The sequence below is a fragment of the Pseudomonas sp. KK18 genome, assembly GCF_037094675.1.
GTDB lineage: Bacteria > Pseudomonadota > Gammaproteobacteria > Pseudomonadales > Pseudomonadaceae > Aquipseudomonas.
Genome location: NZ_CP146605.1, coordinates 6,788,022 through 6,808,575, shown reverse-complemented (window position 1 = coordinate 6,808,575; position 20,554 = coordinate 6,788,022). Strand labels below are relative to the sequence as shown.

Below are 20,554 nucleotides of genomic sequence, written 5' to 3'. Positions count from 1 at the left end.
AGATCAGATTTTCGGTGGGCCGGGGTAGCCGCAATGCGCCCAGGACTCGGGGCGGAAATACCAGGCCATGATCACCAGCTTGAGCAACGAGCCCTGGCCCATGCGCAGCAGGTTCAGGTAGCTGTTTTCCCAACGGTGCAGGAAGTTGCGGATCTGTTCGCCGCTGGCGTTTTCCCAGCTGCCCCACACCCCGGTCAGCGGCCCACGGGTGACGGCCATGCCCAATACGTCGAACAGTTGCTGGGTCAGCTTGAACATCTCGGGCGACAGGTGTTGCAGGCTGAAGTCGAGCTTTTTCAGGGTGTCGTCGATGCCGGCCACCACTACCTCGGCGCTGGCCACGCCCTCCAGCAGCACCGGAATCACTGCCCGCAAAAACGGCAGGTCACTGCTGCGCAACATCGCAAAGCCGCTGGCCGGGGTGCTGCTGGAGCAGCCGCTGAGGCTGGCGCCCAGCCCGGCGGTGGCCAGGAAGGCGCTGGCGCACAGGCCGAGTTTCAAGACGCCGCGCCGTGACAGCGCGGGTGATTCAGTCAGGCTAGGGTTCATTCTTATTGTTATCCCGGTGATGGGTTTGTTAGCGGACGAACAGCTTCTGGATCAACTTCTGAATGGATTTGCCATAGGGCGGGTAAATCAGCTTGGCCGCGTTCAGGCGTTGCTTGATCAGCACGCCCTTGGCCTTGCTGAAGGTCAGGAAACCTTCATGGCCGTGGTAATGGCCCATGCCCGACGGGCCGATGCCGCCGAAGGGCATGTCGTCCTGGGCCACATGCAGCAACGTGTCGTTCAGGCACACGCCGCCGGAATGGGTTTCGTGCAGTACGCGGTTCTGTTCCGCCTTGTCGTAGCCGAAGTAATACAGCGCCAGTGGGCGAGGGCGCTGATTGATGTAGGCAAAGGCCTGGTCGAGGCCGCGATACGGCACGATCGGCAGCACCGGGCCGAAGATTTCGTCCTGCATCACGGTCATCTCGTCGCTGACATTCAGCAGCAGGCTGTGGGCCATGCGGCGGTCCTGGCCCTGGTCGTACAGCGGGACCAGGGTGGCACCCTTGTCAGTGGCGTCTTTCACGTAGCCGTTGAGCCGGGCCAACTGTCGTTCGTTGATGATGGCGGTGTAGTCCGGGTTGTCGGCCAGGGTCGGATAGAACCCGCGAACCGCCTTGCTGTAGGCCTCGACGAAGCCGTCTACACGGTCTTCCGGCACCAGCACATAGTCCGGCGCCACGCAGGTTTGCCCGGCATTCAGCGCCTTGCCGAAGGCGATGCGTTCGGCGGCGTCCTTGAGCGGCACGTCGGCGGAAACAATCGCCGGTGATTTGCCGCCCAGTTCCAGGGTGACCGGCGTCAGGTGTTCGGCCGCCGCGCGCATCACGTGCTTGCCGATGCTGGTGGCGCCGGTGAACAGCAGGTGGTCGAAGCGCAGCTTGGAAAACGCCATGCCCACTTCAGCCTCGCCGAGCACCACGCACACCAGGTCCTCGGGGAAGATCTTCGCCAGCAGCGCCTTGAGCAACTGGCCGGTGGCGGGGGTGGATTCGCTGAGCTTGAGCATCACCCGGTTGCCGGCCGCCAATGCACCCACCAGCGGGCCGATGGCCAGGTACAGCGGGTAGTTCCAGGGCACGATCACCCCGACCACACCCAGGGGTTGATAGATGACCTTGGCGGACGCGGGCTGGAAGGCAATGCCTACAGCGCGGCGGGAAGGTTTCATCCAACCCTTGAGGTGTTTGCTGGCGTAGTGAATGCCATGCAGGCTGGGCATCAGTTCGGCGAACAGGGTTTCGTCGGCGCTGCGGTGGCTGAAATCACTGCTGATGGCGTTGATCAGCGCCTGGCGCTCGTCACTCAGCAGCTCGCGTAAGGCCTTGAGCCATTGCTGGCGCTGGGCGGCCGGCGGCATCGGGTTGGCGGCGTAGGCTTGGCGCTGGGCGTCGAACAGTTCCTGGAGCTGGTCCAGCGCCTGGGAATCTTGCAGGTAGGCAACGTTGGCAGACATGGCGAAGTTCCCGATTGTTATTGGAATGCTTCAGTTTTTAGAGTCATTGCTCTAAATTGTCAAATAACATTGCACAACGTGCCGATTTATCCGGACAAGGATAGTCCGTAAGATGCCGCCATCACGGGTCTAGAAGTTGATTTCCCATGGCACCACGAGTAAAGACCAGCGAGCGCATTGTGCAAACCAGCCTGGAGCTGTTTAACCAGCAGGGCGAGCGCAGTGTCAGCACCAACCATATCGCCGCCCATATGGAAATTTCCCCGGGCAACCTGTACTACCACTTCCCCAACAAGCAGGCGATTATCGCGGTGCTGTTTCGTGAGTACGAAGCGTTGGTGGACAGTTTCCTGCGCCCGCCCCAGGGCCGTGCGGTGACCGTGGAAGACAAGCGCTTCTACCTGCAGGCGGTGCTGGCCGGCATGTGGCGCTACCGCTTCCTGCACCGTGACCTCGAACACCTGCTGGAAAGCGACCCGGAGCTGGCCACCGGCTATCGGCGGTTCTCCCAGCGTTGCCTGATCCAGGGCGCAGCCATCTACCAGGGGTTTGTCGATGCCGGCATCCTGAACATGGACCCGGTGCAAACCGAAGCCCTGACCCTCAACGCCTGGATCATCCTCACCTCATGGGTGCGCTTCCTGTGCACCACCAATGAAAAGTCCACGCACCTGAGCGCTGAGGCCATCAAGCGCGGTGTGTACCAGGTGCTGGTGCTGGAAGCCGGGTTTATCACCCCCAAGGCCAAGGACGCGGTGGATGCACTGTTCAAAGAGTTTTACGTGCCGTTGAATCAGGCGCTGGAAGAAGTGAAGTAGGATGTTTCCCGAACGCTAACCTAGCCACAGGAGTCAGTCATGCCGCTTGCCCAACTGATCAGCCCCCAGCAACTGGCCGAGCGCCAGAAGTCCGGCGGGCTGGTGATCCTCGATTGCCGCTTTGCCCTGGAAGACCCGGACTACGGCCTGTGCAGCTACGCCGAAGGGCATATCGAAGGGGCGCAGTATGCCGATCTGGAGCGCCACCTCAGCGGGCCGATAATCAAGGGCGTGACCGGTCGCCATCCGTTGCCGGCGCCGGATGCGTTTATCCGGCAACTGCGGGCATGGGGCGTTAACGCCGACAGCGATATCGTTTTGTATGACGACGGCCCGGGTGCCTATGCCGCCCGTGCCTGGTGGCTGCTGGCCTGGCTGGGCAAGCGCGACGGCGTGTTCATCCTCGATGGCGGCCTGAAAGCCTGGCACGCGGCGGGCTTCCCGTTGAGCCTGGATGCGCCGGTGATCGAGCCCGGCACCTTCAGCGGCACGCCGGACAACCACTTGCAACTGGACGCCGAACACCTGCAGAAACGCCTTGGCCAGCCCGGCCTGACCCTGATCGACGCCCGCGCCCAGCCGCGTTTTCGTGGTGAAGTGGAGCCGATCGACCCGGTTGCCGGGCATATCCCCGGCGCGCAATGTGCCGCATTCAATGAAAACCTGGGCAGCGACGGCCGTTTCCTGCCGGCGGACCAGCTCAAGCAACGCTTCGCCGCCAAGCTGCAAGACCGCTCGCCGGATGACCTGGTGGCCTACTGCGGCTCGGGCGTGACTGCCTGCCACAACCTGTTTGCGCTGTGCCTGGCGGGTTACCCGTTGGGCAAGTTGTACGCGGGGTCGTGGAGCGAGTGGATCACTGATCCAAAGCGGGAAGTTGCAACAGGCGACTGAGGTCTGCCTGACCCGGTCTGAGCCAAAGTGTGGGAGCTCCCACATTTTTATCGGCGTTGTGTCAGTAGCCACTCCGGGATTCTTCGTTCCAGGTAGTAAGTTGGCTGTTTCAGCGAGCCATCCACAAACCCGACATGCCCGCCCTTGGCCAGCAGTTCGAACTCGGTGCAATCCGACAGTTCGCTGGCCTCGGGCAGGCTGTGGGCGAACACGAACGGGTCGTCCGCGGCCTGGATGATCAGGGTTGGTGTGAGAATGCCCCCGAGGTAGTAGCGGCTGGAGGCGCGGCGGTAGTAGTCCTCGGCACTGAGGAACCCGTGCAGCGGCGCGGTGACGCGGCCGTCAAAGTCCCAGAACGTGCGCATCTTCTCCAGCGAGCCCAGGTCGGCGAGGGTTTTCAGGCCTGCCTCGCGGCCATCCTTGAGAAACCGGCTTTGTTTGACGCGGATATAGGCCAGCATTTCGCGCATGAAATGCTTCTGATAAACCCGAGAAAAGCCCAGGCCAATGCGATCGGCGCACTGATCCAGGCGAAACGGTACCGACACGGCGGCCGCGCCTTGCAGCCCGCAGGCTTCGCCGGTTTCGCCCAAGTACTTGAGCAGCACATTGCCGCCCAGTGAATACCCCACCGCATACAGCGGCGCCAACGGGCGCTTGGCCCGCAGGTGAACGATGGTTTCGGCCAGGTCTTCACTGGCGCCGGAATGGTAGCTGCGGGCGAGCAGGTTGGGTTCGCCGGAGCAGCCACGCCAGTTCAGTGCCACGCTGGCCCAGCCTTGAGCCGCCAGGGCTTTTTGCAGGCCGGCTACATAGGGCGAGTTAGACGAGCCGGTCAGGCCATGCAGGACCAGCACCAACGGGGTGGTTGCCTCATGGGGCCCGTGCCAGTCGAGGTCGAGAAAGTCGCCGTCTGCCAGCCACAGCCGTTCGCGCTGGCGTTCGATGTGGGTGGTTTTGCGCCACAGCGGTCCCCACAGCGTTTGCAGGTGCGGGTTGCCGAGGCCGAAGGCGGGGGAGAAGCGGTCGAGGGGCGGAGTCATGAAATTCTCGGTGCCGAATGGGCTTGCTCCAATCATTGTAGGAGCGAGCTTGCTCGCGAAAAACTCAAGATCACCGCGTTCCCCTGGTTTCCCGCGTCATCGTTAACGATCTTCGCGAGCAAGCTCGCTCCTACACGGTGCGTTGCCACAACGCGTAATACACCCGCCCGGATTTCTGCTCGCGGTGCAGGCGCCACGTGCCCGGCAGGCCGAGTGTGGACGGTGCCGTCTCGCTTTCAGTGTAGATCCAGGCATCCGGCGCCAACCACTGACGCTCTTCCAGCAGCGCACATACAGTCGGCAGCAGGTTCTGGTTGAACGGCGGATCAAGAAACACCACGTCAAACTCACGGGCTTCCTGGGTTTCCAGGTAGCGCAACGCGTCAGCCGTCTGCACTTGCCCTGTGGTGCAACGCAGCGTGCCCAGGTGTTCCTTGAGGCTGGCGACCGCCACATTGCTGGCATCCAGCGCCTGGCCCAGCGCCGCGCCACGGGACAGCGACTCCAGGAACAGCGCGCCGCTACCCGCGAACGGGTCCAGCACCTTGGCCCCGGCGATATACGGCGCGAGCCAGTTGAACAGGGTTTCACGCACGCGGTCTGGCGTCGGGCGCAGGCCCACGACATCAGGGAAGCTCAGCTTACGGCTGCCCCACTCTCCGCCGATGATGCGCAGTTGGCCCACACCGTTGTGAACGTTGTGGACAGGTTTTTTGGGACGGGATGGACGGGCCATTAATGCTCCGGAACCCCGAGCGGTTGCTCGGCGGGTTTATCAGTGGGGGGCGGTAGTGGCTTTTGCGCAATCGTCGGGCCGGCGGTCACGATGACCATCTTGTCGGCACTCAAATGTTTGTTCAAAGCAGCTTTGACCTGGTCAACGGTCAGCGCCTGGGATTGTTTCATGAAATCTTCCAGGTAGCTCAGCGGCAGGTTGTAGAAACCCATGGCGCCCAGCTGCCCGACGATATCGGCGTTGCTCGCGGTGGACAGCGGGAAGCTGCCGGCCAGTTCGCGCTTGGCGTCATCGAGTTCTTTCTGTGTCGGGCCGGTCTTGAGGTAGTCGGCGAGTACGTCCTGCACCAACCGCAGCGTGCCGGCGCTCATTTCGGCGCGGGTTTGCAGGTTGATCATGAACGGGCCGCGTACCTGCATCGGCGAGAAGCCGGAGTATACGCCGTAGGTCAGGCCGCGTTTCTCGCGCACTTCGCTCATCAAACGGGTGCCGAAGCCACCGCCGCCGAGAATCTGGTTACCCAGGGACAGCGCGGCGTAATCCGGGTCGGCACGGTCGATACCCAGTTGCGCCAGCAGCAGGGTTGTCTGCTTGGACGGGAACTCGATGTGGGTGGTGCCAGCCTTGGGCTCGACCGGTTGGGCGATTTTCGCCAGCGCCGGGCCTTTTGGCAGGGACGCGGAAACCTTGGCGGTCATGGCTTCGGCTTCGGCGCGGGTCAGATCGCCGACTACAGAAATCACTGCGTTGCCGGCGGCGTAGGCCTTGGCGTGGAAGTCCTTCAATTGCGCGAGAGTCACCTTCGGCACGCTCTCGGCGTTGCCTTCGCTCGGATGGGCGTAAGGGTGGTCGCCATAGAGCTGCTTGAACAGCTCGATGCTCGCCAGTTTGCCGGGGTTCTGTTTCTGGTATTCAAAGCCGGCCAGCAGCTGGTTCTTGATCCGCGCCAGAGAGTCTGCCGGGAAGGTCGGCTTGCCGATCACGTCGTCAAACAGTGACAGGGCGGCGTCACGCTTGTCGCTGGCGCTCAGGCTGCGCAGGGAAACCAGCGCCATGTCGCGGTAGGCGCCATTGCTGAAATCAGCACCCAGGCCGTCGAAACCGGCGGCAATCTGGCTGACGTCCTTGCCCGGCACGCCTTCGTTGAGCATTGCGTTGGTCAACAGCGCCAGGCCTGGTGTTGCGCCGTCCTGGCTGCTGCCGGCGGCGAACAGGATGCGCATGTCGAACATCGGCAGTTCATGGGCTTCGACGAACAGCACCTTGGCGCCTTCGGCGGTGGTCCAGGTTTGCACGTCGAGCTTGCGGTTGGTCGGCGCCTTGTCGTCCAGCTCGGCCAGGGATTGCAGCTTGTTGGCGGACTTGGCCTGCTCCAGCGCCTGGCTGGCGACGGATTCGCTGGGGCGCAGCAAGTACACCGCGCAGGCAGCAGCCAAAGTCACCACGATCAGGCCGGGCAGCACCAGGCGGTTGTTTTTACGTTCACTCATGAGCGGTCTCCTCAGGCAAGACATGGGCGACGCTGAGACGTTCGCGGGTGAAATAGGTGCGTGCAGCTTTCTGGATATCTTCGGCGGTGACGCTTTGCAGCTCGGCCAGCTCGGTGTCCATGAGTTTCCAGGACAGGCCCACCGTCTCCAGGGAGCCGATGGCAGTGGCCTGGCTGGTGATCGAGTCGCGCTGGTAAACCACGCCGGCGATGACCTGGGCGCGGATACGCTCCAGTTCTTCAGCGCTCGGTGGCTTGGCCTTCAGCTCATCCAGCAGGCGCCAAAGGCCGGCTTCAGCCTGGGCCACGGTCTTTTTCTTTTGCAGGTTCGGTGTGGCAGTCAGGGTGAACAGGCTGTCACCGCGGGTGTAGGCGTCGTAGCTCGACGAGCCGCCGGACACCAGCTCTTCGCCGCGCTCCAGTTGTGTCGAGATGCGCGCGCTATAGCCGCCGTCCAGCAGGGCCGAGATCAGGCGCAGGGCGTTGACCGAACGTTTGTCTTCAGCGGTGGCCAGGCTCGGCACGTTGAAACCAAGGATCACGCTCGGCAGTTTGGTCTGTACATGCATAGTCAGCAGGCGTTCACCGGGCTCGGCCAGTTCCAGCGGGATTTTCGCCGGGGGGACGTCGCGCTTGGGGATCGGGCCGAAATAGCGCTGGGCCAGGGTTTTGACTTCATCCGGGGTTACGTCGCCCACCACTACCAGGGTGGCGTTGTTCGGCACGTACCAGGATTGGTACCAGTGGCGCAGCTCTTCAACCTTCATGCGGTCCAGGTCGGCCATCCAGCCGATGGTCGGCGTGTGGTAGCCGCTGGCCGGGTAGGCCATGGCCTTGAAGCGCTCATAGGCCTTGGACATCGGGTTGTCGTCGGTGCGCATCCGGCGCTCTTCCTTGATCACCTCGATCTCGCGGCTGAACTCGTCGGCTGGCAGGCGCAGGCTGGCCATGCGGTCGGCTTCCAGCTCGAAGGCGACACCCAGGCGGTCACGGGCGAGCACTTGGTAGTAAGCGGTGTAGTCGTCGCTGGTGAAGGCGTTTTCTTCGGCACCCAGGTCACGCAGGATCAACGAAGCCTCGCCGGGGCCGACCTTGGCGCTGCCCTTGAACATCATGTGTTCCAGGGCGTGGGACAAACCGGTCTGGCCCGGGGTTTCGTAGCTGGAGCCCACCTTGTACCAGACCTGGGAAACCACCACCGGGGCGCGATGGTCTTCGCGCACGACGACCTTGAGGCCGTTGTCCAGGGTGAATTCGTGGGTGGGTTGTGGGTCGGCAGCCAAAGCTGAAAGGGGCAGACAAACTGTGCTGAGCAGCAGGCCTGCGGCGCGGCGGGCTAGAGCATTCATTCGTTTTTAAACCTGTTGGGCTGCCCGCTTGGTCTTAGCGTCGGCGGGCGAGGAGGTGCTAGGATACTGGTCCGACCTAGGGACGGCCACTATGGCTGTCTTGTTAAGGCTCTATTTAGGCCTTACAAAATGTTGCGCATGAACGAGCTGGCTAAAAAACAGTCTGTTACGCATCGAATTTTATTTACCGGCACGCCCCCTGGCGCGTCGCTACCTTGAGATAGCCGTCTCCATGTTTGGTTCCAACGACGACAAGAAGACCCCAGCTGCGGCTGGCGAGAAAAAAGGCCTGTTCGGATGGCTGCGCAAAAAGCCGCAGGAAACCGTCGTCGAACAGCCGCAGGTTCAAGCTGAACCGATCCCCGAATCCATAGTAGAAGCCGAGCCGGTTGCCGAAACCCCGGCCCCGGTGGTGTTACCGATGGCCGAGCCGGTGTTGCAGCCGGTGGTTGAGCCAGAACCTGCGCCAGAGCCAGAGCACAAGCCATGGCTGGTGTTGCCGGTGGCAGAAGAGCCTGTAGCGCTGGTTGAAGACGAGCAGGCCGAGCATGTGGCGCCGCCGATTCCGGCCCTCGTGGAGCCTGCGCCCGTTGTGGTCCAGGCGCCGCCAGTGGTTGAGGTGCTTGCACCGGTGGTCGCCAAACCTGTTCCGGTCGCCGTCGCCGCGCCAGCAGTCATCGAAGAGCCTGCTGTTCCTGCCGAAACCGGCAAGACCGGTTTCTTCGCCCGCCTCAAGCAAGGCCTGAGCAAGACCAGCGCCAGCATCGGCGAAGGCATGGCCAGCCTGTTCCTCGGCAAAAAGACCATCGATGACGAGCTGCTGGAGGACATCGAAACCCGCCTGCTGACCGCCGACGTGGGCGTCGAAGCCACCGCCGTGATCATCCAGAGCCTGACCCAGAAGGTCGCGCGCAAGCAGCTGACCGACGCCGATGCGCTCTACAAGTCGCTGCAGGCCGAGCTGGCCAACATGCTCAAGCCGGTGGAAGCGCCGCTGATCATCGATACGCAGAAAAAGCCGTTTGTGATCCTGGTGGTTGGCGTCAACGGCGCCGGCAAGACCACCACCATCGGCAAGTTGGCGAAGAAGCTGCAACTGGAAGGCAAGAAAGTCATGCTCGCCGCCGGTGACACCTTCCGTGCCGCCGCCGTGGAGCAATTGCAGGTCTGGGGCGAGCGCAACAAGATCCCGGTCATCGCCCAGCACACCGGCGCCGATTCGGCCTCGGTGATCTTCGATGCGGTGCAGGCCGCCAAGGCGCGCAACATCGATGTGCTGATCGCCGATACCGCCGGTCGCTTGCACACCAAAGACAACCTGATGGAAGAGCTGAAGAAAGTTCGCCGCGTGATCGGCAAGCTCGACGCCGACGCGCCCCACGAGGTGTTGCTGGTGCTGGACGCCGGTACCGGCCAGAACGCCATCAGCCAGGCCAAACAATTCCACCAGACGGTCCAGCTGACCGGCCTGGCATTGACTAAGCTCGACGGCACGGCCAAGGGCGGTGTGATCTTCGCCCTGGCGAAGCAGTTCGGGTTGCCGATTCGTTACATCGGCGTCGGTGAAGGCATCGACGACCTGCGCACTTTTGAAGCCGAACCCTTTGTACAGGCACTGTTTGCCGAGCGGGAGCGTTCATGATTCGTTTCGAACAGGTCGGTAAACGCTACGCCAACGGGCATGTCGGCTTGCATGAGCTGAGTTTCCGGGTGCGTCGCGGCGAATTCTTGTTTGTGACCGGCCATTCGGGTGCCGGTAAAAGTACCTTGTTGCGCCTGCTGCTGGCCATGGAACGCCCAACCACCGGCAAACTGCTGCTGGCGGGCCAGGACCTGGCAACCATCAGCAACGCACAGATTCCATTCCTGCGCCGCCAGATCGGCGTGGTGTTCCAGAACCACCAGTTGCTGTTCGATCGCACGGTGTTCAACAACATCGCCTTGCCGTTGCAGATTCTCGGTCTGTCCAAGGCCGAAATCGTCAAGCGCGTGGATTCGGCCCTGGAGCGCGTGGCGCTGTCGGACAAGACCGACCTGTACCCAGGCGACCTGTCCACCGGCCAGCAACAGCGCGTCGGCATCGCCCGCGCCATCGTCCATCGCCCGGCCTTGCTGCTGGCGGACGAACCCACCGGTAACCTCGACCCGCGCCTGGCCGCAGAAATCATGGGCGTGTTCGAAGACATCAACCGCCTGGGCACCAGCGTGCTGATCGCCAGTCACGACCTGGCGCTGATCGCCCGCATGCGCCACCGCATGCTGACCCTGCAACGCGGCCGCCTGATCGGTGACGGGGAGGCTGGGGTATGAGTGCAACACGCAGCCCGAAGGTTTCCGAGCGCGTCGCGCCAAAGGCGGCCGACCCGCAGCCACAGAAGAAAAAACGCGACGAAGACGATGGCCCGGATTTCGGCACCCTGGTGCATGCCTGGATCGAAAGCCACCGTGCCAGCCTGGTAGACAGCCTGCGCCGCCTTGGCAAGCAGCCGATCGGCAGCTTTTTTACCTGCCTGGTCATGGCCGTGGCCTTGAGCCTGCCCATGGGCTTGTCATTGCTGCTGAACAATGTCGAGCGCCTTGGCGGTTCGTGGCAGCGGGCGGCGCAGATTTCCCTGTACCTGAACCTGGATGCCAGCGCCCAGGACGGTGAGTCCCTGCGCGACCAGATCAAGGGCATTCCGGGTGTGGCCGAGGCTGAGTACATCAGCCGCGATCAAGCCCTGGAAGAGTTCCAGCAACAGTCCGGCCTGGGCGAGGCGCTCAAGGAGTTGCCGCAAAACCCGCTGCCGGGCGTGGTGCTGGTCACCCCGAACGAGGTCGACAAGACCACCCTGGAAGCCCTGCGACAAAAACTCGCAGAGCTGCCGAAGGTCCAACAGGCACAACTTGATCTAGTCTGGGTAGAGCGGTTGGCCGCGATTCTCAAGCTGGGCGACCGGTTTGTGTTCGGCCTGACGGTGTTGCTGGTGTCTGCATTACTTTTGGTGATAGGCAATACCATTCGTCTTCATATTGAAAACCGCCGCACCGAGATAGAAGTGATTAAACTCGTCGGCGGCACGGACAGCTATGTGCGTCGGCCTTTTCTGTACATGGGCGCGCTGTATGGCTTCGGTGCGGGAATTTTGTCCTGGGGCGTACTGGCTTTTGGCCTGAACTGGCTGAACGACGCGGTGGTGGGGCTTGCCGGTTTGTACGGCAGCGATTTTGCCCTGGCCGGCGTGCCGGCAGCCGATGGTCTGTCATTGTTGCTTGGGGCAGTGCTCTTGGGGTATATCGGTGCTTGGATTGCGGTCGCACGGCATTTACGTGAGCTGGCACCGAAGTAGTTAATGTCAGGGTAATGTGGTTTCGTTTGTATTGACCGTATCAGTGGTTTAGGGAACTTGTCCTACGGTTCCCGGTCAATTTTCGCAGTGCTGAACTGCACGAGTTATGTGAGTCGGAGGTTTTTTCGTATGACCACTTCTTTGCAACCTGCTTATGCTCTGGTCCCGGGTGCGAACCTGGAGGCCTATGTGCACACGGTCAACAGCATTCCATTGCTGACGCCCGAGCAGGAGCGTGAACTGGCCGAGAGTCTCTACTATGAGCAGGATTTGGGGGCGGCTCGGCAGATGGTGCTCGCCCACCTGCGTTTTGTCGTACATATCGCCCGTAGCTATAGCGGCTACGGCCTGGCCCAGGCTGACCTGATTCAGGAAGGCAACGTTGGCCTGATGAAAGCCGTGAAGCGCTTCAACCCGGAAATGGGTGTGCGCCTGGTGTCGTTTGCTGTGCACTGGATCAAGGCGGAAATTCACGAATTCATCCTGCGCAACTGGCGCATCGTGAAAGTCGCGACCACCAAGGCCCAGCGCAAACTGTTCTTCAACCTGCGCAGCCAGAAGAAACGCCTGGCGTGGCTGAACAACGAAGAAGTGCATCGCGTGGCCGAAAGCCTCGGCGTAGAGCCACGTGAAGTGCGCGAGATGGAAAGTCGCCTGACCGGCCATGACATGGCCTTCGACCCGGCCGCCGAAGCGGACGACGACAGCGCCTTCCAATCGCCGGCCAACTACCTGGAAGACCACCGGTACGACCCGGCGCGTCAGCTGGAAGATGCCGACTGGAGCGACAACTCCAATCACAACCTGCACGAAGCGCTGGAAGTGCTGGACGACCGCAGCCGTGACATTCTCTACCAGCGCTGGTTGGCAGAAGAAAAAGCCACGCTGCACGACCTGGCGCAGAAGTACAACGTGTCGGCCGAGCGGATTCGTCAGCTCGAGAAGAGTGCGATGAACAAGCTGAAACTGTCGATCGCCGCCTGACACAGGTAGCTAGGACAACGCGATCGAAATGTGGGAGCGGGCTTGCTCGCGAAAGCGGTGGATCAGTCACCTAAGGTATTGACTGGCACACCGCTTTCGCGAGCAAGCCCGCTCCCACTTTTGTTTTGTGGGGTGTCAGTCAGCCCAGAGCGCCTTGCGCGAGTTGTTCAGCTCATTCAAATAGCTGTCGCCACCCAACTGACTCATCTGCTGCCGAATCCACGCCGCCCGTCGCGCGACATACGACGTTGGATGGCTGGCACTCCACACCCGCGGGTTAGGCAACACCGCCGCCAGGTAGCTGGCCTGCTGGCGGGTCAGCGCCTTGGCGCTCACCCCAAAGTGATGCCGCGCCGCCGCTTCGGCGCCGAACACGCCTTCATCCCACTCCACGCTGTTGAGGTACACCTCAAGAATTCGCTGCTTGGGCCAGAGAATCTCGATCAGCCCGGTAAACCAGGCTTCCAGGCCCTTGCGGAAATAGCTGCGGCCGGTCCATAAAAACAGGTTCTTCGATACCTGCTGGCTCAAGGTGCTGGCGCCACGAATCGAACCGCCACGCTCGTTATGCTGCAATGCCGCCTGGATCGCGTCGAAATCAAAACCCCAATGTTGCGGGAAGCGCTGGTCTTCGCCCGCCATCACCGCCACTTTCAGTTCGTCGGAGATCTGATCCCACGGCACCCACGTGCGCTGTACGTCAATCGGCTCGCCGTCGACCCAGGACTCGACCTTGCGCTCAACCATCAGCGCAGTGCCCGGTGGCGGCACGAAACGGAACAGCAGCACCAGCAGCACGCTGCCGATGGCAAACCACTTGAGGGCTTTGAGAAAACGCTTGAAGAGGAGACGCAGCATAGAGATGGCTTGGCCGAACCCGTTGAGCGGGCCATTATACAGACCCTGCCCCCTGAGTCTGACTGGAGTTCCTCATGTTGCGTGGCTTTCTGATGCTGGCTGCCTTTTTCGGTTTCACCGGCGTCGCCCTGGGTGCGTTTGCCGCCCACGGCCTGAAAAACCGCCTGAGCGCCGAGTACCTGGCGATTTTCCACACCGGCGTGACCTACCAGTTGGTGCACACCCTGGCGCTGTTCGGCGTGGCACTGTTGGCGGCGCACATCCCGGGCAGGCTGGTGACGTGGGCGGGTGTGTCTTTTGCCGTGGGCATCCTGCTGTTCTCCGGCAGCCTGTATGTGCTGACCATGACCGGCATCAGCAAGCTCGGCATCATCACCCCGTTTGGTGGCCTGGCGTTCCTGCTGGGCTGGTTCTTCCTCGGTTTGGCGGCGTGGCGTCTACAGGCTGCCTGACCAAGGGGCTTGGGCCAGCAACGCCAATCACGCTAGAATGCTGGCCCCTAAAAACGATGGCGGCCCGTGGCATGCGCATTCAGTTGAACGGCGAACCCTTTGAACTGCCCGACGGTGAAACCGTTGCGGCCCTGCTGACCCGTCTGGACTTGACCGGACGCCGCGTCGCAGTGGAGCTCAACCAGGATATCGTCCCGCGTAGCCAGCACGTCGAGACCGCGCTCACCGAGGGTGACCAGGTCGAAGTGGTCCACGCCATCGGCGGCGGCTAGCCGTCCGGCGCTCCAGGGCGCCAACCCGCATTCTGCAGAACCTCACCCCAACTCGAGGATTTCCCATGAGCATCGTTCGTAGCGACAAGCCTTTCGTCCTGGCCGGTCGTACCTTCCAGTCGCGTCTGCTGGTCGGCACCGGCAAGTACCGCGACATGGAAGAAACCCGCCTGGCCATCGAAGCCTCGGGCGCCGAGATCGTTACTTTCGCCGTGCGCCGCACCAACCTCGGCCAGATCGAGGGCGAGCCGAACCTGCTCGAAGTGCTGTCGCCGGATCGCTACACCTTCCTGCCGAACACCGCCGGTTGCTACGACGCCATCGAAGCCGTGCGCACCTGCCGCCTGGCCCGTGAGCTGCTCGACGGCCACAACCTGGTGAAGCTGGAAGTGCTGGCCGACCAGAAAACCCTGTTCCCCAACGTGATCGAAACCCTCAAGGCCGCCGAGACCCTGGTCAAGGAAGGCTTCGACGTGATGGTCTACACCAGCGACGACCCGATCATCGCCCGCCAACTGGCCGAAATCGGCTGCATCGCGGTGATGCCGCTGGCCGGTCTGATCGGTTCCGGCCTGGGTATCTGCAATCCGTACAACCTGCAGATCATCCTTGAAGAAGCCAAGATCCCGGTGCTGGTGGATGCGGGCGTGGGCACTGCCTCCGACGCCACCATCGCCATGGAACTGGGTTGCGATGCGGTGCTGATGAACTCGGCCATCGCCCATGCCCAGCAGCCGATCATGATGGCCGAAGCCATGCAACACGCAATCGTCGCCGGCCGCCTGGCGTACCTCGCCGGGCGCATGCCGAAAAAACTTTACGCCAGCGCCTCCTCGCCGCTGGATGGTCTGATCAAGTAAGAGCCATTGATGACTGAATCAAACGAAACGCCGAACACCCTGGAAGAAGGCGACGAGTCCAAGCACCGCCGCATCAAGAGTTTTGTGATGCGCGCCGGTCGCATGACCGAGGGCCAGCAAAAGGGCCTGGAGCAGGGCACGCCGCTGTTCGTCCTGCCGCTGGCAGACGCGCCGGTGGATTACGACCAGGTGTTTGGCCGCTCGGCACCACGCTCCCTGGAGATTGGCTTCGGCATGGGCCATTCCCTGCTGGAAATGGCCGCGGCTTCGCCGGAGCAGGATTTTATCGGGGTTGAAGTACACCGTCCGGGTGTTGGCGCGCTGCTGAACGGCGTGCTGACTCAGGGCCTGACCAACCTGCGGGTCTACGACTGCGACGCGATCGAAGTGCTCAACCGCTGCATCGCCGACAACAGCCTCGACCGGCTGATGCTGTTCTTCCCGGACCCCTGGCACAAGAGCCGCCACCACAAGCGCCGCATCGTCCAGGCTTCCTTCGCGGAACTGGTGCGCAGCAAGCTGAAAGTGGGCGGCATCCTGCACATGGCCACCGACTGGGAACCGTATGCCGAGTACATGCTGGAAGTGATGAACGTCGCCCCTGGCTACCGCAACCTGGCGGAAGACGGCAAATGCGTCCCGCGCCCGGCCGAGCGGCCGATCACCAAGTTCGAACGTCGCGGCGAGCGACTCGGGCATGGGGTTTGGGATTTGAAGTTCGAGAAAGTGGACTGATAAGTCCCAGGCTTGAAATGCAGTAAAAAATGTGGGAGCGGGCTTGCTCGCGAATGCGGTAGATCAGTCGACATTTACGCTGACTGACACACCGCATTCGCGAGCAAGCCCGCTCCCACATTTGTTTTGTGCCGCGCTTAAGGTCAGCGGCGATCCGCCACCACCCCAATCAACACCAGCACCACCAACAACACCGGCGCCAGGCTGTAGTTGTTGAACTGGCTCAGCCCGCGAACAATCCACGGCGTGGCATAGATCAGCGCAGCACCGCTGCCGATCATGCACACCAGCGCCATCAGCGGCACGCGCAGCGCACCCGCGATGCTGCCCAGCCGTGCTTCGACCCAGCCCTTGATGTCGGCGCCAAACAGCACCAACAGGCAGCCTACCAACGCCAGGGAGATTTCCGACAGGTTGCTACGGCTCCAGCGGGATACGGTGGCGAGCAGGTCGAGTACCAGATCCATTCGATTTCCTTAAGAGCAATCAGCTCAAAAACTTCTGCAGCAGGTCATTGAGAAAGAGTTGCCCGCGGTCGGTGGCCGCCAGGCGTGACGGTTCGACCTGCATCAGGCCACTTTGTTCTGCCTCGCGGCGAGCTTCATCGAGGCTGGCTAGGTCGAGGCCGGTACGCTCGGCGTAAAGCCTGGCTTCGACGCCGTCGGTGAGGCGCAGGGCGTTCATCAGGAACTCGAACGGTAACTCTTCGTTGGTCAGTTCTTTCGCGCCGGCCTGGTAGTTTTTCGCCGGGTTGAGGTAGTCCTTCGGCGCCCGGGTTTTCCAGGTGCGCACGATGCGCCCGTCCGGATGGCTGAGCTTGCCGTGGGCGCCGGCACCGATGCCGATAAAGTCGCCAAAGCTCCAGTAATTCAGGTTATGCCGCGCCGGCCGGCCCGGTTGGGCGTAGGCCGAGACTTCGTACTGGGCGTAACCGTGTTCGGCGAGCAACGCCTGGCCGGCTTCCTGAATGTCCCACAGGGTGTCGTCTTCCGGCAGCACGGGCGGCTGGTTCCAGAACACGGTGTTGGGTTCCAGGGTCAGTTGATACCAGGACAGATGCGTGGGCTTGAGGGCAATGGCCTGGCGCAGGTCGCCCAGGGCGTCCTCCAGGGACTGATCGGGCAAACCGTGCATCAAGTCCAGGTTGAAGTTGTCGAACCCGGCCTGGCGCGCCATGCCGGCGGCACGCACGGCTTCGTCACCGTTGTGGATGCGGCCCAGGGCTTCGAGTTTTTCCTGCTGGAAACTCTGGATGCCAATCGACAGCCGATTGATCCCCAGCTTGCGGTACGCCACGAACTTCTCTTGCTCGAAGGTACCGGGGTTGGCTTCCAGGGTGATCTCGATATCGCCGGCAAACGGGATGCGCGCTTCCACGCCCTTGAGCAACCGGCCCAGGGCAGCGGCGCTGAACAGGCTTGGGGTGCCGCCGCCGAAAAAGATCGAACTCAGCTCACGGCCGTACACTGCATGCAGGTCCTGATCGAGGTCGGCCAGCAACGCGTCGACGTACTCTTCCTCCGGCAGCACCTTGCTGGCGGTGTGGGAGTTGAAGTCGCAATAGGGGCATTTGCGCACGCACCACGGGATGTGGATATACAGCGCCAGGGGCGGCAGGTGAGGCAGGGCCGCCCGAGGTGTTTGCGCGCCACCGAGAATCAGTGGCTGCGCGGAGGTGTTCTGAGTCATTTCAGGCCCAGACGCTGGCGCAGCAAATCCATTGCGCGGGCGCGGTGGCTGATCTGGTTCTTGTCGGCCGGGCTCAATTCGGCGCTGGAGACATTGCGCTCCGGCACCCAGAACAACGGGTCATAACCGAAACCGTGCTCGCCGCTGGCCGCATGCAGGATGCGACCGTGCCACAAGCCTTCGCAGAGGATCGGCAATGGATCATCGGCGTGACGCACCAGGGCCAGCACGCAGACGAACTGCGCGCCGCGCATCGCGTCGGGCACGTCCTTGAGGGCGTCCAGCAGCTTGGCGTTGTTGGCCGCATCGCCTTTACCGTCGGCGTAACGTGCCGAGTAGATGCCAGGCGCGCCGCCCAGGAAGTCCACGGCCAGGCCCGAATCGTCAGCCAGTGCCGGCAGGCCGGAAATACGCGCGGCGTTGCGGGCTTTGAGGATGGCGTTCTCGACAAACGACAGGCCGGTCTCTTCCGGCTCTACCTGGCTGAACTCGCCAATCGAGCGCAGTTGCACCGAGTCGCCGAGCATGGCCTGGAGTTCTTTGAGCTTGCCGGCGTTATGGCTGGCCAGTACGAGTTGAGTAAGGTTCATCATTGCGCCGGAAACAGTTCCTGGTTGAAACTGAAACCGTGGGCTTTGCCACCGGTTTCAACGTTGATGGTGAAAATCTTGGTTTCCTGCTGCGGCACCGGGTACTGGGCGACGTAAAGCGTAGAACCTTTCTGGGTGATTTTCTTGAACGTCAGCATCTCGCTCTTGCCGCCCAGATCCTTGATTGTGCCGGTAACGGTGGCGTCTATCGATTCGACGCCCTTGTTTACGAACACATTGATCATGCCCAGCTCTTTGCTGCGTACGATCCCGGCTTCCTGAGCCATTTCCGGCGTCAGGAAGCTGGTGGTCAGGGTGTTGTAGTGCACCGTGATATCGCCGAATTCTTTCTGACGATTACCATCGATAACATCCGCCGCCATAGCGCTGACGCTCAGGCACGCGGTGAGTAGAAAAACAGCCAGGCGACTCATGATCGTCCTCCTTGAAAATGGTTAGACGGCAATCTGGTGGTCCGTCAGGCCCGGGCTGCTGACCCGGTAGATCCCGATCTCACCCAGCAGGTTGGGCCATAGCTTACTCGCCCAGCCGTGACGATGCTGTTGATCGACGGCAAGGCGGTTGATGACTTTGGCTTCGCGCTCGCCACACAGCGCTTCGAAGTCTTCAAAGGTGCAGAAGTGGATGTTGGGCGTGTTGTACCAGGTGTACGGCAGGAAGTCCGACACCGGCATGCGGCCCTTGGTGGCCAGGTACCAGCGGCAACGCCAGTGGCCGAAATTGGGGAAGGTGATAATGCACTGGCGGCCGACGCGCAACATTTCGTCGAGGATCCGGTCCGGGTAGTGCACGGCTTGCAAGGCCTGGGTCATGACCACGATGTCGAAGCTGTTGCTGGCAAAGTTGCCGAGGCCCTTGTCCAGGTCCTGCTCGATCACGTTGATGCCCTTGGCCACGCACTGGGCGATGTTGTCCGGGTCGTTTTCCAGGCCATAGCCGGTGACTTGCTTGTTGTCGCGCAGCCAGCTCAGCAGTTCGCCGTCGCCGCAACCGAGGTCGAGCACGCGGCTGCCGGCGGGGATCCAGTCTTGGATGATTTCCAGGTCGGCTCTCATGGCGTTCTCACCGTGCTATTCGATTCATGTAGTTGCTGAAGGCCTGCAGGTAGCGCGGGATCGGGATCAGGAAGGCGTCGTGGCCTTGCGGTGCGTCGATCTCCAGGTAGCAGACGTCTTTCTTGGCGGCCATCAGCGCATCCACCAATTCCCGCGAGCGGGCCGGGGAGAAGCGCCAGTCGGTGGTGAACGACATCACGCAGAACTTGGCGGTGGCCGCCTCGAAGGTACGCGCCAGGTCATCGTCGAAGTTCGCCGCCGGGTCGAAGTAGTCCAGGGCCTTGGTCATCAGCAGGTAGGTGTTGGCGTCGAAACGCCCGGAAAACTCCTCGCCCTGATAACGCAGGTAGCTCTCGACCTGGAATTCGACGCTGTGGAAGTCGTAGTTGAGCTTCTCGCTCTTGAGGCCACGGCCGAATTTCTCGCCCATGGAGTCATCCGACAGGTAGGTGATGTGCCCGACCATGCGCGCGAGCATCAGCCCGCGCTTGGGGATCACGCCCGCTTCCTGGAACGAACCGCCGTGGAACTCGGGGTCGGTGAGGATCGCCTGGCGCGCCACTTCGTTGAAGGCGATGTTCTGCGCCGACAGCTTGGGGGCCGAGGCGATGGCCAGGCAATGGCGCACGCGGTCCGGGTAGGTGATGGTCCATTGCAGGGCCTGCATGCCGCCCAGGCTGCCGCCGATCACGGCAGCCCATTGGGCGATGCCCAGTACGTCGGCCAGGCGCGCCTGGCTGTGCACCCAGTCTTCCACGGTCAGCACCGGGAAATCGGCGCCAAACGGCTTGCCGGTTTCCGGGTTAAGGCTGCTGGGGCCGGTGGAGCCGTTGCAGCCGCCGAGGTTGTTCAGGCTGACCACGAAGAACTTGTTGGTGTCGATGGGCTTGCCGGGGCCGATGCAGCTGTCCCACCAGCCGGGCTTGCGCTCGTCCATGCTGTGGAAACCCGCAGCGTGGTGGTGGCCGGACAGGGCGTGGCAGATCAGCACGGCATTGCTGGCCGTGGCGTTCAGTTGGCCGTAGGTTTCATAGATCAGGTCGTAGGCGGGCAGCGAACGGCCGCAGGCCAGGGCCAGCGGTTCGCTGAAGTGCGCCACTTGGGGCACGACCAGTCCAACAGAATCGGGGGGGAAGGCAGTTGGCATCGACCCTGCTCTCGTTTAAATGAGGCGTAAGTCTAAAGACCGCTGCACCCAGCGGCAAGCAAAGGCCTGCGGCTGGTGTTTTTAAGGCTTTTTGTGGCGAGGGAGCTTGCTCCCGCTGGAGCGCGAAGCGGTCCCGGTCCGGCTGCCGCGATTTTGCAGATGCAACGCGGTCGGCCGTTTTGGGGCTGCTGCGCAGCCCAGCGGGAGCAAGCTCCCTCGCCACGTTGT

The 20,554-nt window shown here is 62.2% G+C and carries 23 protein-coding genes; 10 read left to right on the top strand and 13 right to left on the bottom strand.

Annotated elements, in window-relative coordinates; all coding sequences use genetic code 11:
• Positions 1-3 precede the first annotated feature (3 nt).
• Together V6607_RS31035 and V6607_RS31030 are read right to left on the bottom strand one after the other, a co-directional pair.
• Positions 4-549 (bottom strand): twin-arginine translocation pathway signal protein, encoded by a 546-nt coding sequence (locus V6607_RS31035; protein WP_087693254.1) that lies wholly within the window; start codon positions 547-549, stop codon positions 4-6.
• A 28-nt stretch (positions 550-577) separates the two neighbouring features.
• Positions 578-2,005, bottom strand: a complete 1,428-nt coding sequence (locus tag V6607_RS31030) for a coniferyl aldehyde dehydrogenase (protein WP_134327473.1) — start codon at positions 2,003-2,005, stop codon at positions 578-580.
• A gap of 146 nt (positions 2,006-2,151) precedes the next feature.
• Between V6607_RS31030 and V6607_RS31025 the strand changes: the two genes are divergently transcribed.
• Together V6607_RS31025 and V6607_RS31020 are read left to right on the top strand one after the other, a co-directional pair.
• Positions 2,152-2,823: a TetR/AcrR family transcriptional regulator gene (locus V6607_RS31025; protein WP_003213791.1), complete on the top strand. Its 672-nt coding sequence runs from the start codon at positions 2,152-2,154 to the stop codon at positions 2,821-2,823.
• Between the two features lie 39 nt (positions 2,824-2,862).
• Entirely contained in the window at positions 2,863-3,717 is an 855-nt protein-coding gene (locus V6607_RS31020; RefSeq protein ID WP_087693253.1) for a sulfurtransferase, read from the top strand.
• Between the two features lie 47 nt (positions 3,718-3,764).
• On the opposite strand, the gene V6607_RS31015 is transcribed toward V6607_RS31020, so the two are convergent.
• The 4 genes from V6607_RS31015 to V6607_RS31000 form a co-directional block, all read right to left on the bottom strand.
• Entirely contained in the window at positions 3,765-4,760 is a 996-nt protein-coding gene (locus V6607_RS31015) for a hydrolase (protein ID WP_134327472.1), read from the bottom strand.
• A 130-nt stretch (positions 4,761-4,890) separates the two neighbouring features.
• Positions 4,891-5,496, bottom strand: coding sequence for a 16S rRNA (guanine(966)-N(2))-methyltransferase RsmD (gene rsmD, locus V6607_RS31010; RefSeq protein WP_003213788.1), 606 nt, complete (start codon positions 5,494-5,496; stop codon positions 4,891-4,893).
• Positions 5,496-6,986 carry a pitrilysin family protein gene (locus V6607_RS31005; protein ID WP_003213787.1) on the bottom strand — a complete coding sequence of 497 codons (1,491 nt, stop codon included), beginning with the start codon at positions 6,984-6,986 and terminating at the stop codon, positions 5,496-5,498. Before V6607_RS31005 ends, rsmD begins: the two co-directional genes overlap by 1 nt.
• Complete coding sequence (locus V6607_RS31000; protein WP_003213786.1) at positions 6,979-8,334, bottom strand: pitrilysin family protein; 1,356 nt, start codon at positions 8,332-8,334, stop codon at positions 6,979-6,981. Before V6607_RS31000 ends, V6607_RS31005 begins: the two co-directional genes overlap by 8 nt.
• Before the next feature lie 232 nt (positions 8,335-8,566).
• On the opposite strand from V6607_RS31000, the gene ftsY reads away from it, so the two are divergent.
• From ftsY to rpoH, 4 genes are all read left to right on the top strand, one after another.
• Positions 8,567-9,976 (top strand): signal recognition particle-docking protein FtsY, encoded by a 1,410-nt coding sequence (ftsY, locus tag V6607_RS30995; RefSeq protein WP_134327471.1) that lies wholly within the window; start codon positions 8,567-8,569, stop codon positions 9,974-9,976.
• The gene (ftsE, locus tag V6607_RS30990) at positions 9,973-10,644 is read left to right on the top strand and encodes a cell division ATP-binding protein FtsE (protein WP_003213784.1); all 672 of its coding nucleotides are present in this window, start codon (positions 9,973-9,975) and stop codon (positions 10,642-10,644) included. The genes ftsY and ftsE overlap by 4 nt, the downstream gene beginning before the upstream one ends.
• On the top strand, positions 10,641-11,663 hold the full coding sequence (gene ftsX / locus V6607_RS30985) for a permease-like cell division protein FtsX (RefSeq protein WP_003213783.1): 1,023 nt from the start codon (positions 10,641-10,643) through the stop codon (positions 11,661-11,663). Before ftsE ends, ftsX begins: the two co-directional genes overlap by 4 nt.
• 129 nt (positions 11,664-11,792) lie before the next feature.
• Positions 11,793-12,647, top strand: coding sequence for an RNA polymerase sigma factor RpoH (rpoH, locus tag V6607_RS30980; protein WP_003176698.1), 855 nt, complete (start codon positions 11,793-11,795; stop codon positions 12,645-12,647).
• A 135-nt stretch (positions 12,648-12,782) separates the two neighbouring features.
• Here rpoH and mtgA read toward each other — a convergent pair whose 3' ends face one another.
• Positions 12,783-13,505, bottom strand: a complete 723-nt coding sequence (gene mtgA / locus V6607_RS30975; RefSeq protein ID WP_134327470.1) for a monofunctional biosynthetic peptidoglycan transglycosylase — start codon at positions 13,503-13,505, stop codon at positions 12,783-12,785.
• A gap of 74 nt (positions 13,506-13,579) precedes the next feature.
• On the opposite strand from mtgA, the gene V6607_RS30970 reads away from it, so the two are divergent.
• The 4 genes from V6607_RS30970 to trmB all read left to right on the top strand — a co-directional run bounded on the left by V6607_RS30970 (position 13,580) and on the right by trmB (position 15,824).
• A complete protein-coding gene (locus V6607_RS30970) occupies positions 13,580-13,957 on the top strand; it encodes a DUF423 domain-containing protein (RefSeq protein WP_003213781.1) in 378 nt (125 codons plus the stop codon).
• Positions 13,958-14,028: 71 nt separating this feature from the next.
• Positions 14,029-14,229 (top strand): sulfur carrier protein ThiS, encoded by a 201-nt coding sequence (thiS, locus tag V6607_RS30965; RefSeq protein WP_008434168.1) that lies wholly within the window; start codon positions 14,029-14,031, stop codon positions 14,227-14,229.
• 65 nt (positions 14,230-14,294) lie between these two features.
• Positions 14,295-15,089 carry a thiazole synthase gene (locus V6607_RS30960; protein ID WP_093204048.1) on the top strand — a complete coding sequence of 265 codons (795 nt, stop codon included), beginning with the start codon at positions 14,295-14,297 and terminating at the stop codon, positions 15,087-15,089.
• A 9-nt stretch (positions 15,090-15,098) separates the two neighbouring features.
• Positions 15,099-15,824, top strand: coding sequence for a tRNA (guanosine(46)-N7)-methyltransferase TrmB (gene trmB / locus V6607_RS30955; protein WP_003213778.1), 726 nt, complete (start codon positions 15,099-15,101; stop codon positions 15,822-15,824).
• A 143-nt stretch (positions 15,825-15,967) separates the two neighbouring features.
• Here trmB and V6607_RS30950 read toward each other — a convergent pair whose 3' ends face one another.
• Genes V6607_RS30950 through V6607_RS30925 form a run of 6 tightly spaced genes read right to left on the bottom strand, consistent with a single transcriptional unit; the run spans position 15,968 to position 20,326 of the window.
• Positions 15,968-16,291, bottom strand: a complete 324-nt coding sequence (locus V6607_RS30950; RefSeq protein ID WP_003213776.1) for a DUF3392 domain-containing protein — start codon at positions 16,289-16,291, stop codon at positions 15,968-15,970.
• Positions 16,292-16,310: 19 nt separating this feature from the next.
• Positions 16,311-17,513: a radical SAM family heme chaperone HemW gene (gene hemW, locus V6607_RS30945; protein WP_134327468.1), complete on the bottom strand. Its 1,203-nt coding sequence runs from the start codon at positions 17,511-17,513 to the stop codon at positions 16,311-16,313.
• Complete coding sequence (gene rdgB / locus V6607_RS30940) at positions 17,510-18,106, bottom strand: RdgB/HAM1 family non-canonical purine NTP pyrophosphatase (protein WP_008434161.1); 597 nt, start codon at positions 18,104-18,106, stop codon at positions 17,510-17,512. Before rdgB ends, hemW begins: the two co-directional genes overlap by 4 nt.
• Positions 18,103-18,537, bottom strand: coding sequence for a DUF4426 domain-containing protein (locus V6607_RS30935; protein WP_003213770.1), 435 nt, complete (start codon positions 18,535-18,537; stop codon positions 18,103-18,105). The genes rdgB and V6607_RS30935 overlap by 4 nt, the downstream gene beginning before the upstream one ends.
• Before the next feature lie 21 nt (positions 18,538-18,558).
• Complete coding sequence (gene metW / locus V6607_RS30930) at positions 18,559-19,179, bottom strand: methionine biosynthesis protein MetW (RefSeq protein ID WP_003213768.1); 621 nt, start codon at positions 19,177-19,179, stop codon at positions 18,559-18,561.
• Between the two features lie 7 nt (positions 19,180-19,186).
• Positions 19,187-20,326, bottom strand: a complete 1,140-nt coding sequence (locus V6607_RS30925; RefSeq protein ID WP_134327467.1) for a homoserine O-acetyltransferase — start codon at positions 20,324-20,326, stop codon at positions 19,187-19,189.
• Between the last annotated feature and the right edge of the window lie 228 nt (positions 20,327-20,554).